Origin of the sequence: Streptomyces sp. NPDC001502 (genome assembly GCF_042894785.1) — a bacterium.
In the GTDB taxonomy this organism is placed as follows: domain Bacteria; phylum Actinomycetota; class Actinomycetes; order Streptomycetales; family Streptomycetaceae; genus Streptomyces; species Streptomyces kutzneri.
In genome coordinates this window covers 244,967-259,656 of record NZ_JBIAVW010000002.1, presented here as the reverse complement: position 1 = coordinate 259,656, position 14,690 = coordinate 244,967, and the positions used below count along the sequence as shown (strand labels likewise).

The following is a 14,690-nucleotide window of genomic DNA, read 5'->3' as shown; positions in this document are numbered from 1 at the left end:
GGAGCCGGCACGCGAAGACAGCGCAGCCGTCACTTCCAAGCCGGAAGGCCGCACCCCCACCGGAAGGCGTGACATCCTGGCCGAAGGGCCGGCGCACCGGGGCCGGAAGGCCACCGCGCCCGGGGCGCCGTGCGCGCCCGACACGAACCGGGCCCGGTACAGGAAGACGGCAAAGCCGTCACACCCCGGCCGGACGGACGCCACCCCGGGCCGAAAGGCCATCGCACCCGGGCCGGGAGGCCATCGCGCCCCAGCCGGAAACGCCGCACCCGGGCCGGAAGGCCACGCACCCCGGCCGGGAAGCCACCACGGCCGGGCGAGGAGGCCACCGCACACGCGCCGCGAGGCCGCCGTGCCCCCGGCCCAGGAGGCCACCGCGCCCCCCGGCCCGGAGGCCGCCGCACCCGGGGTGTCCGGGTGCGGGACACCCACGCCCCGGCCCGGCACACTGCCGGCATGGGCCTCCTCACCGCCGCCTGCGCGGCCTACGCCTCCCTCGCCGCCTGGCTCTGGCTCACCCTCGCCCAGGGCATGTTCTGGCGGACCGACGTCCGCCTCCCGCCGCGCACGGCCCCCGCCCGCTGGCCGTCCGTCGCGATCGTCGTCCCGGCCCGGGACGAGGCCGAGATGCTGCCGCGGAGCCTGCCCTCGCTGATCGCCCAGGACTATCCCGGCGAGGCAGAGGTGATCCTCGTCGACGACGGCAGCACCGACGGTACGGGCGAGCTCGCGCGCCGGCTCGCCCGCGAGCACCCCGGGCTCCCCCTCACCGTCGCCTCCCCCGGCGACCCCGCACCCGGCTGGACCGGCAAGCTCTGGGCGCTCCGGCACGGCATCGGGATCGCCCGCACCGCGCACGCCACCGAGCCCGATTTCCTCCTCCTCACCGATGCCGACATCGCACACGAACCCGACAGTCTGCGCGAATTGGTCGCCGCCGCCACCTCCGCGGACCTCGACCTCGTCTCCCAGATGGCCCGCCTGCGGGTGGTCGGCCTCTGGGAGCGCCTCGTCGTACCGGCCTTCGTGTACTTCTTCGCCCAGCTCTACCCCTTCCGCCGGATCAACCGGCCCTCCGCCCGGACGGCGGCGGCCGCCGGCGGCTGCGTACTGCTGCGCACGACGGCCGCCGTGCGGGCCGGGGTCCCCGACTCCATCCGCCAGGCGGTCATCGACGACGTGTCCCTCGCCCGCGCGGTGCACCGCTCCGGCGGCCGGATCTGGCTGGGGCTCGCGGAGCGGGTGGACAGCGTGCGCCCGTACCCCGCGCTCGCGGACCTGTGGCGGATGGTCTCCCGCAGCGCCTACGCGCAACTGCGCCACCAGCCCGTCCTGCTGGCCGGGACGGTGGCCGGGCTGGTGCTCGTCTACCTCGTGCCCCCCGCCGCCCTGCTGACGGGGATCGCGGCCGGGCGTCCGGACATCGCCTGGGCGGGCGGCCTGGCGTGGCTGCTGATGACCGGCACCTACCTGCCGATGCTCCGGTACTACCGCCAGCCGGCCGCCCTCGCTCCGCTGCTTCCGTTCACCGCGCTGCTGTACCTCCTGATGACCGTCGACTCGGCCGTGCAGCACTACCGGGGCCGCGGGGCGTCCTGGAAGGGCCGAACCTATGCCCGTCCCAGTGAATCCTGAAACGGCGAACTGCCGCCCGGAACAGCGTCATCCGAGGTCACCGCGTTGTGACGCTGCGTCAGCACGAAGTCGGTGCAACACCCAACCGGTGAGTACGAGTACGAACAAGGTGGGGCGGAAGTGGCGAATTCGTGCACGTGAACGTCAAGTGAAAGGTGAGGCCCTGACCTGCGAATATGCAGGTCAGCGCGGGGTTGACGACACCTCGCTATGGACCCGGTGAAGTCGTGGGCTTAACTTAGGTCCCATGACCTCCCCCCGCTCCACTTATGGCGGCGGTTACTACTCCGCGCCCTCCTTCCCGGACACCCCCATCTACGACTCCCTCGTCGCCGAACGCGGCACTCCGCAGATCGCCCCGATCCGCGTCCCGGCCGCCTACGAGTCCCCGAGTGCCGGATACTCGAGCGGCGGGTACCTGCCGGCTCTCGCATCGTCGATGCCCGCGCTGCCGCCGGCCCAGCCCCAGCAGCAACAGACCTCGGGGTACGGATACCCGTACCAGCAGCAGTCGGCCCCGCAGCCGATGCCGCTGCAGCAGGCCCCGGCCCCGTACATCCCGCAGCAGCAGCCGATGGCGGCCCGCGGCGGATACATGCCGCAGCCCCAGCCGCAGCAGCCCCGCCCGGTCGCCATGGCCACCGGGTACGAGGCGATGCGCCCGGCCGCGCCGCGTCCGATGCAGGTGCCCGCACCGGTGCCGGCCGCCTCGTACGAGGACCCGTACGGCCGCCCCTACCAGGGACGCGGCTACTGAGGGGGCTCTGAGACGCGGGGCAGCGGAAGGGCTGGCAGGATGCCCTCATGTCGAACTTGCACGTCCAGGCGCTCCACGTCCATCCCGTCAAATCGGTAGCGGGGACCGCTCCCGACGAGGTGGCCGTGGAGCCCTGGGGTCTGTCCGGGGACCGACGTTGGGCGCTGATCGATCCCGAGGGCACGGTCATCACCCAACGCCGCCATCCACGCCTCGCCCTGGCCACGGCCCGTCCCGCGGGCGGCGGCCGGATCGCGGTGACGGCGCCGGGTATGGCGGAGCTGTTCGTGGAGGTGCCCGAGCCGGGTCCGCTGGAGCCGGCGATGCTGTTCGGGAAGAAGGTCGAGACCGTGGCCGCGGCGACCACCGCGGCCGACTGGTTCAGCGCGTACCTCGGGGAGCCGGTACGGCTGGTGCACATGGATGATCCGGCGGTACGCCGTCCCGTGGATCCGGACTACGCCCTGCCGGGCGAGATGGTGAGCCTCGCCGACGGCTATCCGCTGCTGATCGCCACGCTCGCCTCGCTGGACGCGCTCAACTCGCTGATCGCGCGGGGGGACCATCCTGAGGAAGGCCCCCTGCCGATGAACCGTTTCCGCCCCAATGTGGTGGTTTCCGGCGCCGAGGCGTGGGCGGAGGACGGCTGGCTCCGCATCGCGATCGGCGATGCCGTCTTCCGCGGTGTGCGCGAATGCGGCCGGTGCGTCGTCACCACCACCGACCAGGAGACGGCGCAGCGGGGCAAGGAGCCGCTGAAGACCCTGGCCAGGCACCGGCGGATCGGCAAGTCGCTCGCGTTCGGGCGGCTCCTGGTACCGGTGCGGCTGGGTACGGTGCGCGTCGGCGACGAGGTCCGTGTCCTCGCGTGACGCGCCCGGCGCCGTCCTGGGGCAGGTGGGACATGAGGGGCGGGCGGGTGGTCGCGGACCGGCGACCGGCCGCCCGGATTGACACCTTCGAGGGGCTCGGCGCCCGCGCTGGAACCAACTGGCACGACCAAGCCGTTGGATCAGTCAGGACAGAGGCGCAGACAGGCGGAGACTGGCACAGGTTGGGGGAGCCGGACCGTGCGGACAGCAATGGGAGTGTGGCGTTGGCGGCGCAATCCGCTGCGCCGGCCGACCGATCTTTTCGAGGCGTGGGTGGCGTTCGCCGCGCTGGTGTGTGTCCTGGTGGTGGCTCCGGCCATCGGCTGGGTCGCGGGCCTGCAGGTGGACGGTACCCTTCAGCAGGCCGCGCACGAGCAGCGGCAGGAGCGTCATCTCGTCCCGGCGGTGGTCCTGCGGCCCGCCCCGGAGCCGGCGGCGGCCACGGGCGCGGGCGCTTCGGCGAGCGCCTCGGCCGACACGTCGGCGCAGCGGACGGCCCCGCACCGGACGCAGATCGTGGCCTCGTGGACCGCGCCGGACGGCAGCAGTCATCAGGGCACGGTGCCGGCCGCGGAGGAACCGCCGCGGCCCGGCGAGCGGTTCCGGATCTGGACCGACGCGCGCGGCCGGCTGGTGGGGCAGCCGCTCGACCCGTCCGCGGCCGTGTTCCACGCGGGGATGGCGGGGCTGGCCGCCGCGATCTGCGTGGCCACACTGGTGGAGACGGTCCGGCGGCTGGTCGTACGGCGGCTCATGCATCGGCGGTACATACGTCTGGACCGGGCCTGGGCGGCGGCAGGACCGGACTGGGGCCGAGCGGGCGCGGGCAGTTGACCTGGCAGCTCATCGGCTCCGCGCGCGCTACGGTGGAGCCGCCGGATCGGTCGCTCCAGTGACTTCGGTGGCTGCGGTGACGTCAGACTTCAGTGGCATCGGTCGTATCGGCAGCGCGAGTACGAGGGTGGGGGCACGACAGCACCATGGTTCAGGGCACGGTCCAGGTGACGCACGGCGGGACTTCGCGGTGGCGGCGCCGCTCCGGTGAGTATCCGACGCTGACCGCCGCGCTCGCCGTCGCGGGCGACGGGGACGTGCTGACCATCGCCCCCGGCACCTACCGCGAGAACCTGGTGCTGGACCATGCCGTCACCCTGCGCGGGCCCGAGGCCGGGGCGGGGTCGGTGCGGATCGCCCCGCTCGACGGGGTCGCGCTGACCGTGCGCGCCTCGGCCGTGGTCCAGGACCTGCATCTGGAGGGCCAGGACCGGGCGGCGCCCGCGCTGCTGGTGGAGGAAGGCTGCCCCGAGCTCACCGATCTACGGGTGAGCACCCACTCCGCCGCCGGCATCGAGGTACGCGGCTCCGGCGCCCGGCCCCTGGTGCGGCGGTGCACGGTGGAGAATCCGGCCGGCGTCGGCATCGCCGTACTGGACGGTGGCGGCGGGGTGTTCGAGGAGTGCGAGGTCGTGTCCGCCGGGCAGAACGGCGTCTCGGTCCGCGGCGGCGGCCGGCCCCGGCTGGAGCGCTGCAGGATCCACCACGCCACGGGCGCGGGCATCGGGGTCACCGGCGAGGGCTCGGGGCTGGAGGCGCTGGGCTGCGAGGTGTACGAGGTCAAGGGCGCCGGGGTGCAGATCGCCGCGCGCGCCACGGCCCGGCTCACCGACTGCTCGGTGCACCGCACCTCGGCCGACGGGGTCACGCTCGACACCGACGCGGTGCTCACCCTGGCCGGCTGCGACATCCACGACATCCCGGAGAACGCGGTCGATCTGCGGTCCCGTTCGGTGCTCACCCTCAGCCGCACCACCGTGCGCCGGTTCGGCCGCAACGGCCTGTCCGTGTGGGACCCGGGCACCCGGGTGGACGCCGAGTCCTGCGAGATCCACGACAGTACGGGTGACTATCCGGCGGTGTGGATCAGTGACGGGGCCACCGTCTCCCTCGACTCCTGCCGGGTGCACGACGTGCCGGACGCGCTGTTCGTGCTGGACCGCGGATCGCGCGTCGACGTGGTCGACAGCGATCTGTCCCAGGTGCGCAACACCGCGGTCTCCGTGAGTGACGGGGCCACGGCGCAGCTCGACGACTGCCGGATCCGCGAGGCGGCGACCGGGGCCTGGTTCCGCGACCACGGCAGCGGCGGCACGCTCTCCGGCTGCACCATCGACGCCGTGCAGACCGGTGTGATCGTCACCAAGGGCGCCGACCCCACGCTGGAGCGGTGCACGGTCACCTCCCCCGCCGAGGCCGGTTTCTACGTGTCGGCCGGTGGCCGGGGCACCTTCTCGGCCTGCCGGGTGACGGGCAGTTCCGGCTTCGGCTTCCACGTCATGGACGGCTGCCGCACCACGCTGACGCGCTGCCACACCGAGCGCTGCGCCCGCGGGGGCTACGAGGTCCCGGAGGACGGGCCGACCGCCGAGGAGTGCACCGGCGACGAGTCCGGTGCCCGTCTCGCGGACCGGGCCGCCCCCGGAGGGGCACCCACCGGGGCGCGGGCGGGTATCCGTACGGCCACCGGGACGCAGAGCCCCGTGGCGCAGCCGGCACAGTCGCCCCCGCCGTCCGTACCGCGGCCGGCGGACGGGGCGGAGGGCGGTCCGGGCGACGCCGCGCCGGATTCCGGCGAGATGCTGGGCCGGCTCGACGCGCTGGTGGGCCTGGACAGCGTCAAACGCGAGGTGCGGGCGCTCACCGACATGATCGAGGTGGGCCGGCGGCGGCAGCAGGCGGGCCTGAAGGCCGCCTCGGTGCGCCGGCACCTGGTCTTCACCGGGTCCCCCGGCACCGGCAAGACCACGGTCGCCCGGCTGTACGGGGAGATCCTGGCCTCGCTCGGGGTGCTGGAGCGCGGGCACCTGGTCGAGGTGTCCCGGGTGGACCTGGTCGGCGAGCACATCGGCTCCACGGCGATCCGTACGCAGGAGGCCTTCGACCGGGCGCGCGGCGGGGTGCTGTTCATCGACGAGGCGTACGCGCTGGCGCCGGAGGACTCGGGCCGGGACTTCGGGCGCGAGGCGATCGACACGCTGGTGAAGCTGATGGAGGACCACCGGGACGCGGTGGTCGTGATCGTCGCCGGGTACACGGCGGAGATGGAGCGCTTCCTGACGGTGAATCCGGGGGTTGCCTCGCGGTTCTCCCGGACCATCACCTTCGGCGACTACGGGCCCGGGGAACTGCTGCGGATCGTGGAACAGCAGGCGGAAGAGCACGAGTACCGGCTCGGGGACGGCACGTCGCAGGCGTTGCTGACGTACTTCACGGAACTGCCCAAGGGCCCGGCCTTCGGCAACGGCCGCACGGCCCGCCAGACCTTCGAGTCGATGGTGGAGCGGCACGCGGGCCGGGTGGCCCAGCTCGCGGAGCCCAGTACCGACGAGCTCACCCTGCTGTTCCCGGCGGATCTGCCGGCGCTGCCGGCACGGCCGGTCCAGCCCGCTCCTTGCTGACCACGACCCGCTGACCCGGTACCTCGGCCCGTGCGGCGGCGTCCAACCGGGCGAGCAGGGCGTCGCGTTCGGCGGCGAAGGCCGGATCGGCCTGGTAGTCGGAGTGGCCCAGGACCGGGGCGGGCAGCGGATGGCGGGCGCTGCGCCCGTAGGCGAGCGGGTCGGCGAGCGGGCCACGGTCCACGTCCGGCTCCGCGCCGGGCAGGGCCGGCCCGCCGATGGGGTCGGTGGCCCGCCAGAGGTTGCGCCAGCAGTCGACTTCGCGGTGCAGGGCGGTGAGCGGCCCCGGGCCGAAGTAGGCGGGGAACCAGCGGCCGTAGAGGCGGCCGAGCGGAGATCCGTAGGTGAGCAGGGCGACCCGGCGGCGGGCGGGCGGCGGCAGCTGCCAGACGGCCGCCGCGGCGAGCACGCTGCCCTGGGAGTGGCCGGAGATGACCAGGCGGCCGCCGGTGCGGCCGGTCCAGCCGGCCATCCGCCAGGTCAGGTCCGGTACGGCCCGCTCGGCGTAGCAGGGCGGTGCGAAGGGGTGGGCGGCGCGCGGCCAGAAGGTGCCGACGTCCCACAGGATCCCTATGGTCCGGCGGGCGGCGGGGTCCCGGTAGGCGCGCCGGCCCCAGGCGATGAAGGCGGCGATGCCCAGACCGATGAGCCAGGACCCGGCGTCCTGGGCGGCGCGGGCGGCGGCTTCCAGCACCGGCACGGTCCCCCGGGCGGCCTCGCCCGGGACCTTGCCGCTGAACCAGGCCCCGGCCAGCGCGCCCGCACCCAGTACCAGGGTGATCCCGGAGACGGCCGCCACGAACCAGGGCGCGGAGTCGGTGAGCGCGGCCGCGGTGCGCGCCCCGGCGATCCTGCGGCTGCGGGCGAGGTCCGGTGTCTCCCCCGGGTACTCGGCGGCCACGGAGGCGGCGAGCCGGCCCCGAGCCCGGGCTCCGAGCACCGCGAACCAGCCCGCGAGCAGCGCCAGTACGAGGAGCAGCGGGGGCAGTACGGCGGCCTGCCAGGACAGCAGGACCGGCGGCCCGGCCAGCGGGGCCCCCGGCATGCCGGGCGTGGCTCCCCCGTCCAGCCAGTCGGCGACGCGCTGCGCGACCCCGCCGGACATCACCCCGCCGAGCGCGCAGCCGAGCATGGCGACGGCGGGCCCGCCGAGGCCGTACAGGGCCGTCGCCGGGTCGGGGGCCCTGCGGTACAGGTGGCGGGCGACGGCGGCGAGGGCGAGCACGCAGAGCCCCTGACCCAGCATGAGCACGCCGAAGGCCAGGTCCCCGGGGAGCCGGCCGCTGGCAATCCAGCCCGGGCGCGACCAGCAGGCGTGCACGAGGACGGCGGCGAGCAGGGCGAGGGCGGCGCCGGGCAGCAGGGTGACGGCGGCCCGGTCGAGGCGGTGGTCGGCCCGGTCCTCGGTGCGGCCGCGCCGGCAGACGACCCAGGCCACGGTGACGGCCCCGGCGGCGAGCAGGACGTGCGTGAGCGTACCGAGGGCCGCGAGGACGGGTGCGCCGGCCCGGCGGTCGTGGCGGGCGGTCGGCACGGAGACGGCCACCGCCACGGTGAGCAGCCCGGCGGCGGTGTGCGCGGCGCGCAGCCGGGCCACGAGGCGGCGGCCGTACCAGAATCCGGGGCGCCCGAGCGCGGGCGCGGGGTCCGACGCGGTGTCCGGATCGGCGGTCCCGGCGGGCGGGGGCTGGGACTCGTAGGCGCTCCAGGTGCGGTTCGACAGGTACCAGAGCAGCCCGGTCAACGCGGCGGGGACCAGGGCCCCGAGGGCGAGGCGCCGCCCGGGCTGGGCCCACCAGCCTGCGCCGGGCGCGAGGAAACCCAGCCAGGAGCGGAATCGGGAGCCGGCACAGGTCCCGGAGCCCGCGCACTGCCAGGCGAGGAGGTCGAGCGCGACCTCGCAGGCGGCGGCGATGAGCAGCACGGTCAGGCTGAGGGCGAGGATCCGTACGAGGACCCCGTACGTGCGGACGGCGCGCGGTGCGGGGTCGGCGGCGGGCGTGGTCGGCCGGGCCCAGTGGGCGAGGTTGGCGATCATGAAGGGCAGGAGCAGCAGCCACAGGGCGCGGGCGCCGTTGCCGGAGGTGAGCCGGGACCAGCAGTAGGCCTCGGGCACGGGCCGCCCGGCGTACCGCTCGGGGTGGGCCTCGGCGTCGGCGTCCTCGGTGCGGCGGAAGACGGCGGCGGTGGAGTCGCCGGTGACACGGACGGTGCGCGGGTCGCCGAGCAGCTCGCCGGGGGCGGCGCCGGCGACTCCGTGGACCAGGAGTTCGAGGGCGAGGGGGGTGTGGGGCGGGGAGGGGTCGGGCTGGGGGCGGTCGGGCACAGCGGCCTCCGCTCGCGGGGCGGGATCGGCGCGGCTCCAGCATCCCGCGCGGCGGACCCGCTGCCCAGGTCCCGCGCGGGGATCGGCAGAGATCGGCAGAGATCGGACGAGGCCGGACAGGGCCGGACAGGGCCGGCCCGGTTCGCTCGCGATCGGTCCGGATCGGTCGGGATCGCTACGGACTTCTCACGGGTACGGGGCTATGGTGACGCGCACGCCTGTTCAGCACCTCACCCCAGGGGGTACCGCCCATGGCTCGCCGACTCCGACCGGTGGGGCTCGACTTCATCGACGACGCGCCGGTCCGGCTGGTCTTCGCGACCGACACCGTGGCGCCGCCCGAAGCCGTGTACCAGGCGCTCGCCGAGGAAGTGGAGGGCTGGGCCGACTGGTTCGGGGCGGTGACACTGGCCCGCCCCACGCACGGGGGCGCGGGCCGCGAGGTCAAGCTGACGGGCGGGGTGCGCTTCCAGGAGACCATCATGGCCGCGGATCCCGAGCGGCGTTACGCGTACCGGGTCGACACCACCAACGTCCCCGGGGTGCGGGCCCTGCTGGAGGAGTGGCGGCTGACCCCGGCCGGTACCGGCACGCACGTCCGCTGGACCTTCGCGGCGGACGGGCCGACCCCGTTCCGCCTCGGCCTGGCCGCCGCCCGCCCGGGCCTGGGCCACTCCTTCCGCACCGCGGTCCGAGCCCTCGACCGGCGGCTCACCGCGCGGCGCGGGGCCGATCAGTGACCGGGGCCACGGCCGCCCCGGACACGCGGTGGACCTCGGCCGGTTCTCCGTAGCCGCCCGCGCTCCGGACGGCCGTGCGGAACTCCTGCGGCGTCATCCCCGGCCCGGCGGCGAAGTGGACCACCGCGCAGCGTGTGCAGCACCAGCCACGGGACCAGACGTCCTCGGCGGCGACCCGCCCGGCCGCGACCCGGGCCCGGAACGCCCGTCGGGTCCGCGCGGTCGAGGCAACCGGCAGGACCGCCCCCAGCAGGGCGAACCCTGAGATCCAGGCCAGGAACAGAAGCTCGGCCCCGGGCTCGGCCGCGGGGGCCCATGTCGCGCCGCCCCAGAGCGTCGTCGGCCCGTGGTTCACTTCGGCCGCCGGCGCGCCGGTGAACCAGTTCCCGCCCAGCGCGCCGCCGATGAACGTACCGATCGACACCAGGACGAGCAGCACGCCCGGCCCGGTGCGCCCCGACGTCTCCGGGGGCGGCAGGTCCGGGGCCAGCGCGTCGGCCGGCCGAGGGACGACCTCGCGGACGTCGGTGCGCCGGTCGCCGTCGCCGGTCTCCTCATGGAACCGGCGCTGCCCGCCGAGACTGACGGCCGGGACGGCGCGGACCTCGTCGGAGCGCCCGCAGCTCGGGCACTCCGGATCGGCTCCCCCGCGCTCGGCTCGGCTCTCCGTTCCGGGCCGGTCGCCCGGACCGGTCGTCCGTGTTCCGAGTCCGCCCGAGCGTAGCCAGGCAACCCCGGTGCCACCAGGGCGTTTTCGTCACGGGCCCGTCACCGCGGCACCACCCGGCCGCGGGCCCCGGGGGAGACCCCAGGGGCGTCAGGCGGCCGGTTCGCGCCAGACCCCGGTGGTCAGCAGCGTGTCGATGGTCTTCGCGTACGGGGCGATGTCGAGCCGCTGCGCCGCCAGCCATTCGTCGGAGTAGTACTTGTCCAGGTAGCGGTCGCCCGGGTCGCACAGCAGGGTGACGACGCTGCCCGTGCGGCCCTCGGCCACCATCTCAGAGATGATCTTCAGGGCGCTCCACAGACCGGTGCCGGTCGAGCCGCCCGCCTTGCGCCCTATGGCGGTCTCCAGCGCGCGGCAGGCGGCGACGCTCGCCGCGTCCGGGACCTTCATCATCCGGTCGATGGCCCCGGGCACGAAGCTCGGCTCCATTCGCGGCCGGCCGATGCCCTCGATGCGCGAGCCGCAATCGCTGCTCGCGTCCGGGTCGTTGTGGGTCCAGCCGTCGAAGAAGCAGGAGTTCTCCGGGTCCGGCACGCAGATGCGGGTGTCGTGCTGCATGTAGTGCACGTAGCGCGCGATGGTCGCCGAGGTGCCGCCGGTGCCGGCGGTCGCCACGATCCAGGCGGGCTCGGGGTACCGCTCCAGGCGCAGCTGCTGGTACATCGATTCGGCGATGTTGTTGTTGCCGCGCCAGTCGGTGGCCCGCTCCGCGTACGTGAACTGGTCCATGTAGTGCCCGCCCGTCCGGGCGGCGAGCTCGGCCGACTCCTCGTACATCTTCATCGGGTCGTCCACGAAGTGGCATGCGCCGCCGTGGAATTCGATGAGGCGGCACTTCTCCGGGCTGGTCGTGCGCGGCATGACGGCGATGAAGGGGACGCCGATCAGCTTGGCGAAGTACGCCTCGGAGACGGCGGTGGAGCCGGACGAGGCCTCGATGACCGGGCGGCCGGGGCGGACCCAGCCGTTGCAGAGCGCGTAGAGGAACAGCGAGCGCGCGAGGCGGTGCTTGAGGGAGCCCGTCGGGTGGGTGGACTCGTCCTTGAGGTAGAGGTCGATGCCCCAGGCCTCGGGGAGCGGGAAGCGCAGCAGGTGGGTGTCGGCGGAGCGGTTGGCGTCGGCCTGGACCTTGCGGACGGCCTCCTTCAGCCAGGCCCGGTAGTCCGCGTCGCTGCGATCGACGTCGATGGTCGTGGCAGTCGTACCGGTGGTACCGGTGGTTCTGGTGGTGCCGGTGGTGCTCATGTGCCGCGCTCCTTCGTGGGTGAACTTCGCCCCCCTTCTTCGCAATGTACCCCTCCCACCTGCACAAACGTTCGCTTTGGGGATCCATGCGAATCCCTTTCGATCGCGTTCGGTTGCACTGTGCGGCACCGTGGGTGACCCTGGTGGAGCATTACCGAGGGTGCAGCACCCGTAACACTCATGTCGGGGAGTCGCAGCCGTGATCACTCATTCCCGCAGGCACTGCGTCGTCGAACTGCAGGCCTTGCCGTCGCGGATCGGCCAAATCCGCAGAATCGTTTCTGCACAACTGCGCCACTGGGAGCTCGACCCGCTCATAGACCGGGCTGCGCTCGGCGTGACGGAGCTGCTCAGCAACGTCCACCGCCACGCGCAGCCGGACAAGACCTGCACCGTGGAGATCGAACTCCGGCTCGGGCGACTGACGGTCTCGGTCATCGACAGCGATCCGCGGCTGCCGGTCGTCCACCGGACGCGGGCGGAGGCGCTGGAGACCTGCGGACGCGGGCTCGCCATGGTGGAGGCGCTGAGCGAGGCCTGGGGGGCGCGCGAGCGGCCCGACGGCCCGGGAAAGGCGGTGTGGTTCTCACTCACGGCGGCCCCGGCCAGGGCGGCGCCGCTACGGCCGGCCCCCCTCAGGGCCACGCCCGTACGGGAACCCGCGCGCGCGGTGCTCCTGGCCGTCGATCCGGCGGCCGTCGCGACAGGCCTGCCGGTGGCATCGCCGGTCGGCGCCCGGCCCGGGTGACCGACCGCCCTGGCCCCGGGGCCAGGCCCGATCCGCGGGAGCGGCCGGGGACGGCCGGGGCCGGCCGGGGACGACCTGGCCCGGCAGGATCGGCCTGATCCGGCCGGATCCCGCTCGGGCCAGGGCTCGCGCTCAGGCCAGGGCTCGCGCTCGGGCCAGGGCTCCCGCTCAGGCCAGGGCTCCCAGCGGGTCGTCGAGCACCGGCTGCCACGCCAGCTCCGCCGCGCCGACCAGGCTGTTGTGGTCCAGGGTGCACGGCAGGATCGGCACCCCGCCGCTGCGTCCCCACAGGCTGCGGTCCGCGACCACCGCGCGCAGCCGCTCCGGGTCGGCGTGCAGCAGCTCCCGGTGCAGCCCGCCCAGGATGATCCGGTCCGGGTTGAGGATGTTCACCAGGCCCGCGAGGCCGAGCCCGAGCCGGTCGATCAGCTCCTCCGTGGCCGCCCGTACCGCCGGTTCCGCGGGCTCGTCGCGCAGCAGGTCTCGGGCCTGCTGGAGCAGCGACACCTCGGGGCCGGGGCTGCGGCCCGCCGCGGTGAGGAAGGCCAGCGGGTCCGCCTCCACGTCCAGGCAGCCGCGGCTGCCGCAGTGGCAGGCCCGTCCCTCGGGGTTCACGGTGAGGTGGCCGACCTCCAGGGCCAGGCCCGAACTCCCGCTGTGCAGGCGGCCGTCCAGCACCAGCGCCCCGCCGACCCCGCGGTGCCCGGTGGCCACGCACAGCAGGTGCTGGGCGCTGCGTCCCGCGCCGTGCCGGTGCTCGGCCAGGGCCGCGAGGTTGACGTCGTTGCCGGTCAGGGCGGGGCCGTCGATCCCGGCCGCCTTCACGCACTCCGCGAAGATGGCCCGTACGGGAGAGCCGGCCGGCCAGGCCAGGTGCAGCGGGTTCAGCGCCGTACCGTCCGGCTCCGCGACCGCCGAGGGGACCGCGAGACCCGCGCCGACGCAGCGGCGGCCGCTCTGCGCGAGCAGCTCCGCGCCCGCCTCCACGACCGCGCCGAGCACCTGCGCCGGATCGGCGGAGACGGTGACCTTGCCGGGGGCGGTGGCCACGATGCGGCCGCCGAGGCCGACCAGGGCGGCGCGGAAGCCGTCCGAGTGCACCTGGGCGGCCAGCGCCACCGGGCCGTCCTCGGCCACCGAGAGCCGGTGCGACGGGCGGCCCTGGGCTCCGCCGGTCCCTCCGGCTCCGCCCGGGCGGGAATCGACGCGGATCAGCCCGAGGGCCTCCAGCTCGGCGGCGACCGCTCCGGCGGTGGCGCGGGTGACCCCGAGTTCGGCCGTCAGCACGGCGCGGGTCGGGGCCCGGCCGGTGTGGACGAGCTCCAGCGCCGGCCCGAGCGCGCCGCGACCCCGTTCCAGCCTGGTCCGCGCAGCCGCACCGGACGCGGATGACGTGGTCGCATCCCCCACCCGCGGCGGGGCCCCGTTGCCGTTCATGGCAACGATCCTCGCATGATCGGAGGGCGCCGGGTGCCGCCGCTCAGCCCAGCCCGCCGACCCGGAGTGTGATGTTCAGCCGCCCGGTCAGCCCGAGCTCCCGCGGGCCCGTGCCCGGCAGGACCTTCGGCACCCCGTGATAGGCCAGTCGGCTCGCCTCCCCGAAGACGAAGAGATCCCCGCTGCGCAGCTCGACGTCCTGGTACGGGCGCCCGCGCGAGGCGGTGTTCCCGAAGCGGAAGACACAGGTGTCGCCGAGGCTGAGCGAGACCACCGGCGCGGTGGACCTCTCCTCGGCGTCGCGGTGCATGCCCATGCGGGAGTCGCCGGCGTAGAAGTTGATCAGCGCGATGTCGTAGGCCGCCCCGGGCTCCGGCGCGGGTTCCGGCCCGGGCGGGTCCCCGTACGCCGCGGCCACCGCCTCCCGCCCCAGCTCGGCGAGCCATGGCGGCATCGGCTTGACCGGTGCCCCGTCGCCGTCGACGGCGGTGCGCGCGTATCCGTACGGGTACCAGTGCAGACCGAGGCACACCTGGCGGGCGGTCATCACCCCGCCGCCCGGGGTGCGTACGGTGCGCAGGCCGGCGGGCGGCCGGGCCCACGCACGGCAGGCCGCCAGCAACTCGCCCTGGCGCCCCGCCCCGAGCCAGTCCGGCACGTGCACGGCGCCGGGGGCGATCACGGTCCGCTCGCGCGGGAAGAGTTCCCCGTCCATGGTGTCCATTGTCGCGGGCGGGCTGATAGGACT

At 74.8% G+C, this 14,690-nt stretch carries 12 protein-coding genes; 7 read left to right on the top strand and 5 right to left on the bottom strand.

What is annotated here, in order from left to right; translation table 11 throughout:
• Window positions 1-456 precede the first annotated feature (456 nt).
• The 5 genes from ACFY0D_RS03555 to ACFY0D_RS03535 all read left to right on the top strand — a co-directional run bounded on the left by ACFY0D_RS03555 (window position 457) and on the right by ACFY0D_RS03535 (window position 6,719).
• Window positions 457-1,635, top strand: a complete 1,179-nt coding sequence (locus ACFY0D_RS03555) for a glycosyltransferase (RefSeq protein ID WP_390796744.1) — start codon at window positions 457-459, stop codon at window positions 1,633-1,635.
• 247 nt (window positions 1,636-1,882) lie between these two features.
• Window positions 1,883-2,392, top strand: a complete 510-nt coding sequence (locus ACFY0D_RS03550) for a DUF6643 family protein (protein ID WP_030713698.1) — start codon at window positions 1,883-1,885, stop codon at window positions 2,390-2,392.
• A 47-nt stretch (window positions 2,393-2,439) separates the two neighbouring features.
• Window positions 2,440-3,264, top strand: a complete 825-nt coding sequence (locus ACFY0D_RS03545) for an MOSC domain-containing protein (protein ID WP_390796743.1) — start codon at window positions 2,440-2,442, stop codon at window positions 3,262-3,264.
• A gap of 198 nt (window positions 3,265-3,462) precedes the next feature.
• Window positions 3,463-4,098, top strand: coding sequence for a hypothetical protein (locus tag ACFY0D_RS03540; RefSeq protein ID WP_390796742.1), 636 nt, complete (start codon window positions 3,463-3,465; stop codon window positions 4,096-4,098).
• 146 nt (window positions 4,099-4,244) lie between these two features.
• Window positions 4,245-6,719 (top strand): right-handed parallel beta-helix repeat-containing protein, encoded by a 2,475-nt coding sequence (locus ACFY0D_RS03535; protein ID WP_390796741.1) that lies wholly within the window; start codon window positions 4,245-4,247, stop codon window positions 6,717-6,719.
• On the opposite strand, the gene ACFY0D_RS03530 is transcribed toward ACFY0D_RS03535, so the two are convergent.
• Window positions 6,652-9,045 (bottom strand): hypothetical protein, encoded by a 2,394-nt coding sequence (locus ACFY0D_RS03530; protein WP_390796740.1) that lies wholly within the window; start codon window positions 9,043-9,045, stop codon window positions 6,652-6,654. The genes ACFY0D_RS03535 and ACFY0D_RS03530 overlap by 68 nt on opposite strands.
• A gap of 251 nt (window positions 9,046-9,296) precedes the next feature.
• On the opposite strand from ACFY0D_RS03530, the gene ACFY0D_RS03525 reads away from it, so the two are divergent.
• Window positions 9,297-9,785 carry an SRPBCC family protein gene (locus ACFY0D_RS03525; RefSeq protein ID WP_390796739.1) on the top strand — a complete coding sequence of 163 codons (489 nt, stop codon included), beginning with the start codon at window positions 9,297-9,299 and terminating at the stop codon, window positions 9,783-9,785.
• Here the strand turns inward: ACFY0D_RS03525 and ACFY0D_RS03520 are convergent.
• Together ACFY0D_RS03520 and ACFY0D_RS03515 are read right to left on the bottom strand one after the other, a co-directional pair.
• Window positions 9,757-10,224, bottom strand: coding sequence for a hypothetical protein (locus tag ACFY0D_RS03520; protein WP_390796738.1), 468 nt, complete (start codon window positions 10,222-10,224; stop codon window positions 9,757-9,759). The genes ACFY0D_RS03525 and ACFY0D_RS03520 overlap by 29 nt on opposite strands.
• A 378-nt stretch (window positions 10,225-10,602) precedes the next feature.
• The gene (locus ACFY0D_RS03515; RefSeq protein WP_390796737.1) at window positions 10,603-11,757 is read right to left on the bottom strand and encodes a PLP-dependent cysteine synthase family protein; all 1,155 of its coding nucleotides are present in this window, start codon (window positions 11,755-11,757) and stop codon (window positions 10,603-10,605) included.
• Window positions 11,758-11,956: 199 nt separating this feature from the next.
• Here ACFY0D_RS03515 and ACFY0D_RS03510 point away from each other — a divergent pair, with 199 nt between their 5' ends.
• On the top strand, window positions 11,957-12,505 hold the full coding sequence (locus ACFY0D_RS03510) for an ATP-binding protein (RefSeq protein ID WP_390796736.1): 549 nt from the start codon (window positions 11,957-11,959) through the stop codon (window positions 12,503-12,505).
• A 168-nt stretch (window positions 12,506-12,673) separates the two neighbouring features.
• On the opposite strand, the gene ACFY0D_RS03505 is transcribed toward ACFY0D_RS03510, so the two are convergent.
• Window positions 12,674-13,942, bottom strand: a complete 1,269-nt coding sequence (locus ACFY0D_RS03505; protein ID WP_351160682.1) for an ROK family protein — start codon at window positions 13,940-13,942, stop codon at window positions 12,674-12,676.
• A gap of 43 nt (window positions 13,943-13,985) precedes the next feature.
• A complete protein-coding gene (locus ACFY0D_RS03500; RefSeq protein WP_390796735.1) occupies window positions 13,986-14,657 on the bottom strand; it encodes an alpha-ketoglutarate-dependent dioxygenase AlkB family protein in 672 nt (223 codons plus the stop codon).
• Window positions 14,658-14,690 lie beyond the last annotated feature (33 nt).

Excerpts from the sequence above, each read along its gene's own strand:
- ACFY0D_RS03555 (WP_390796744.1), top strand. The coding sequence starts at position 457 with ATGGGCCTCCTCACCGCCGCCTGCGCGGCCTACGCCTCCCTCGCCGCC.
- ACFY0D_RS03550 (WP_030713698.1), top strand. The coding sequence starts at position 1,883 with ATGACCTCCCCCCGCTCCACTTATGGCGGCGGTTACTACTCCGCGCCC.
- ACFY0D_RS03545 (WP_390796743.1), top strand. The coding sequence starts at position 2,440 with ATGTCGAACTTGCACGTCCAGGCGCTCCACGTCCATCCCGTCAAATCG.
- ACFY0D_RS03535 (WP_390796741.1), top strand. The coding sequence starts at position 4,245 with ATGGTTCAGGGCACGGTCCAGGTGACGCACGGCGGGACTTCGCGGTGG.
- ACFY0D_RS03525 (WP_390796739.1), top strand. The coding sequence starts at position 9,297 with ATGGCTCGCCGACTCCGACCGGTGGGGCTCGACTTCATCGACGACGCG.
- ACFY0D_RS03515 (WP_390796737.1), bottom strand. The coding sequence starts at position 11,757 with ATGAGCACCACCGGCACCACCAGAACCACCGGTACCACCGGTACGACT.
- ACFY0D_RS03505 (WP_351160682.1), bottom strand. The coding sequence starts at position 13,942 with ATGAACGGCAACGGGGCCCCGCCGCGGGTGGGGGATGCGACCACGTCA.
- ACFY0D_RS03500 (WP_390796735.1), bottom strand. The coding sequence starts at position 14,657 with ATGGACGGGGAACTCTTCCCGCGCGAGCGGACCGTGATCGCCCCCGGC.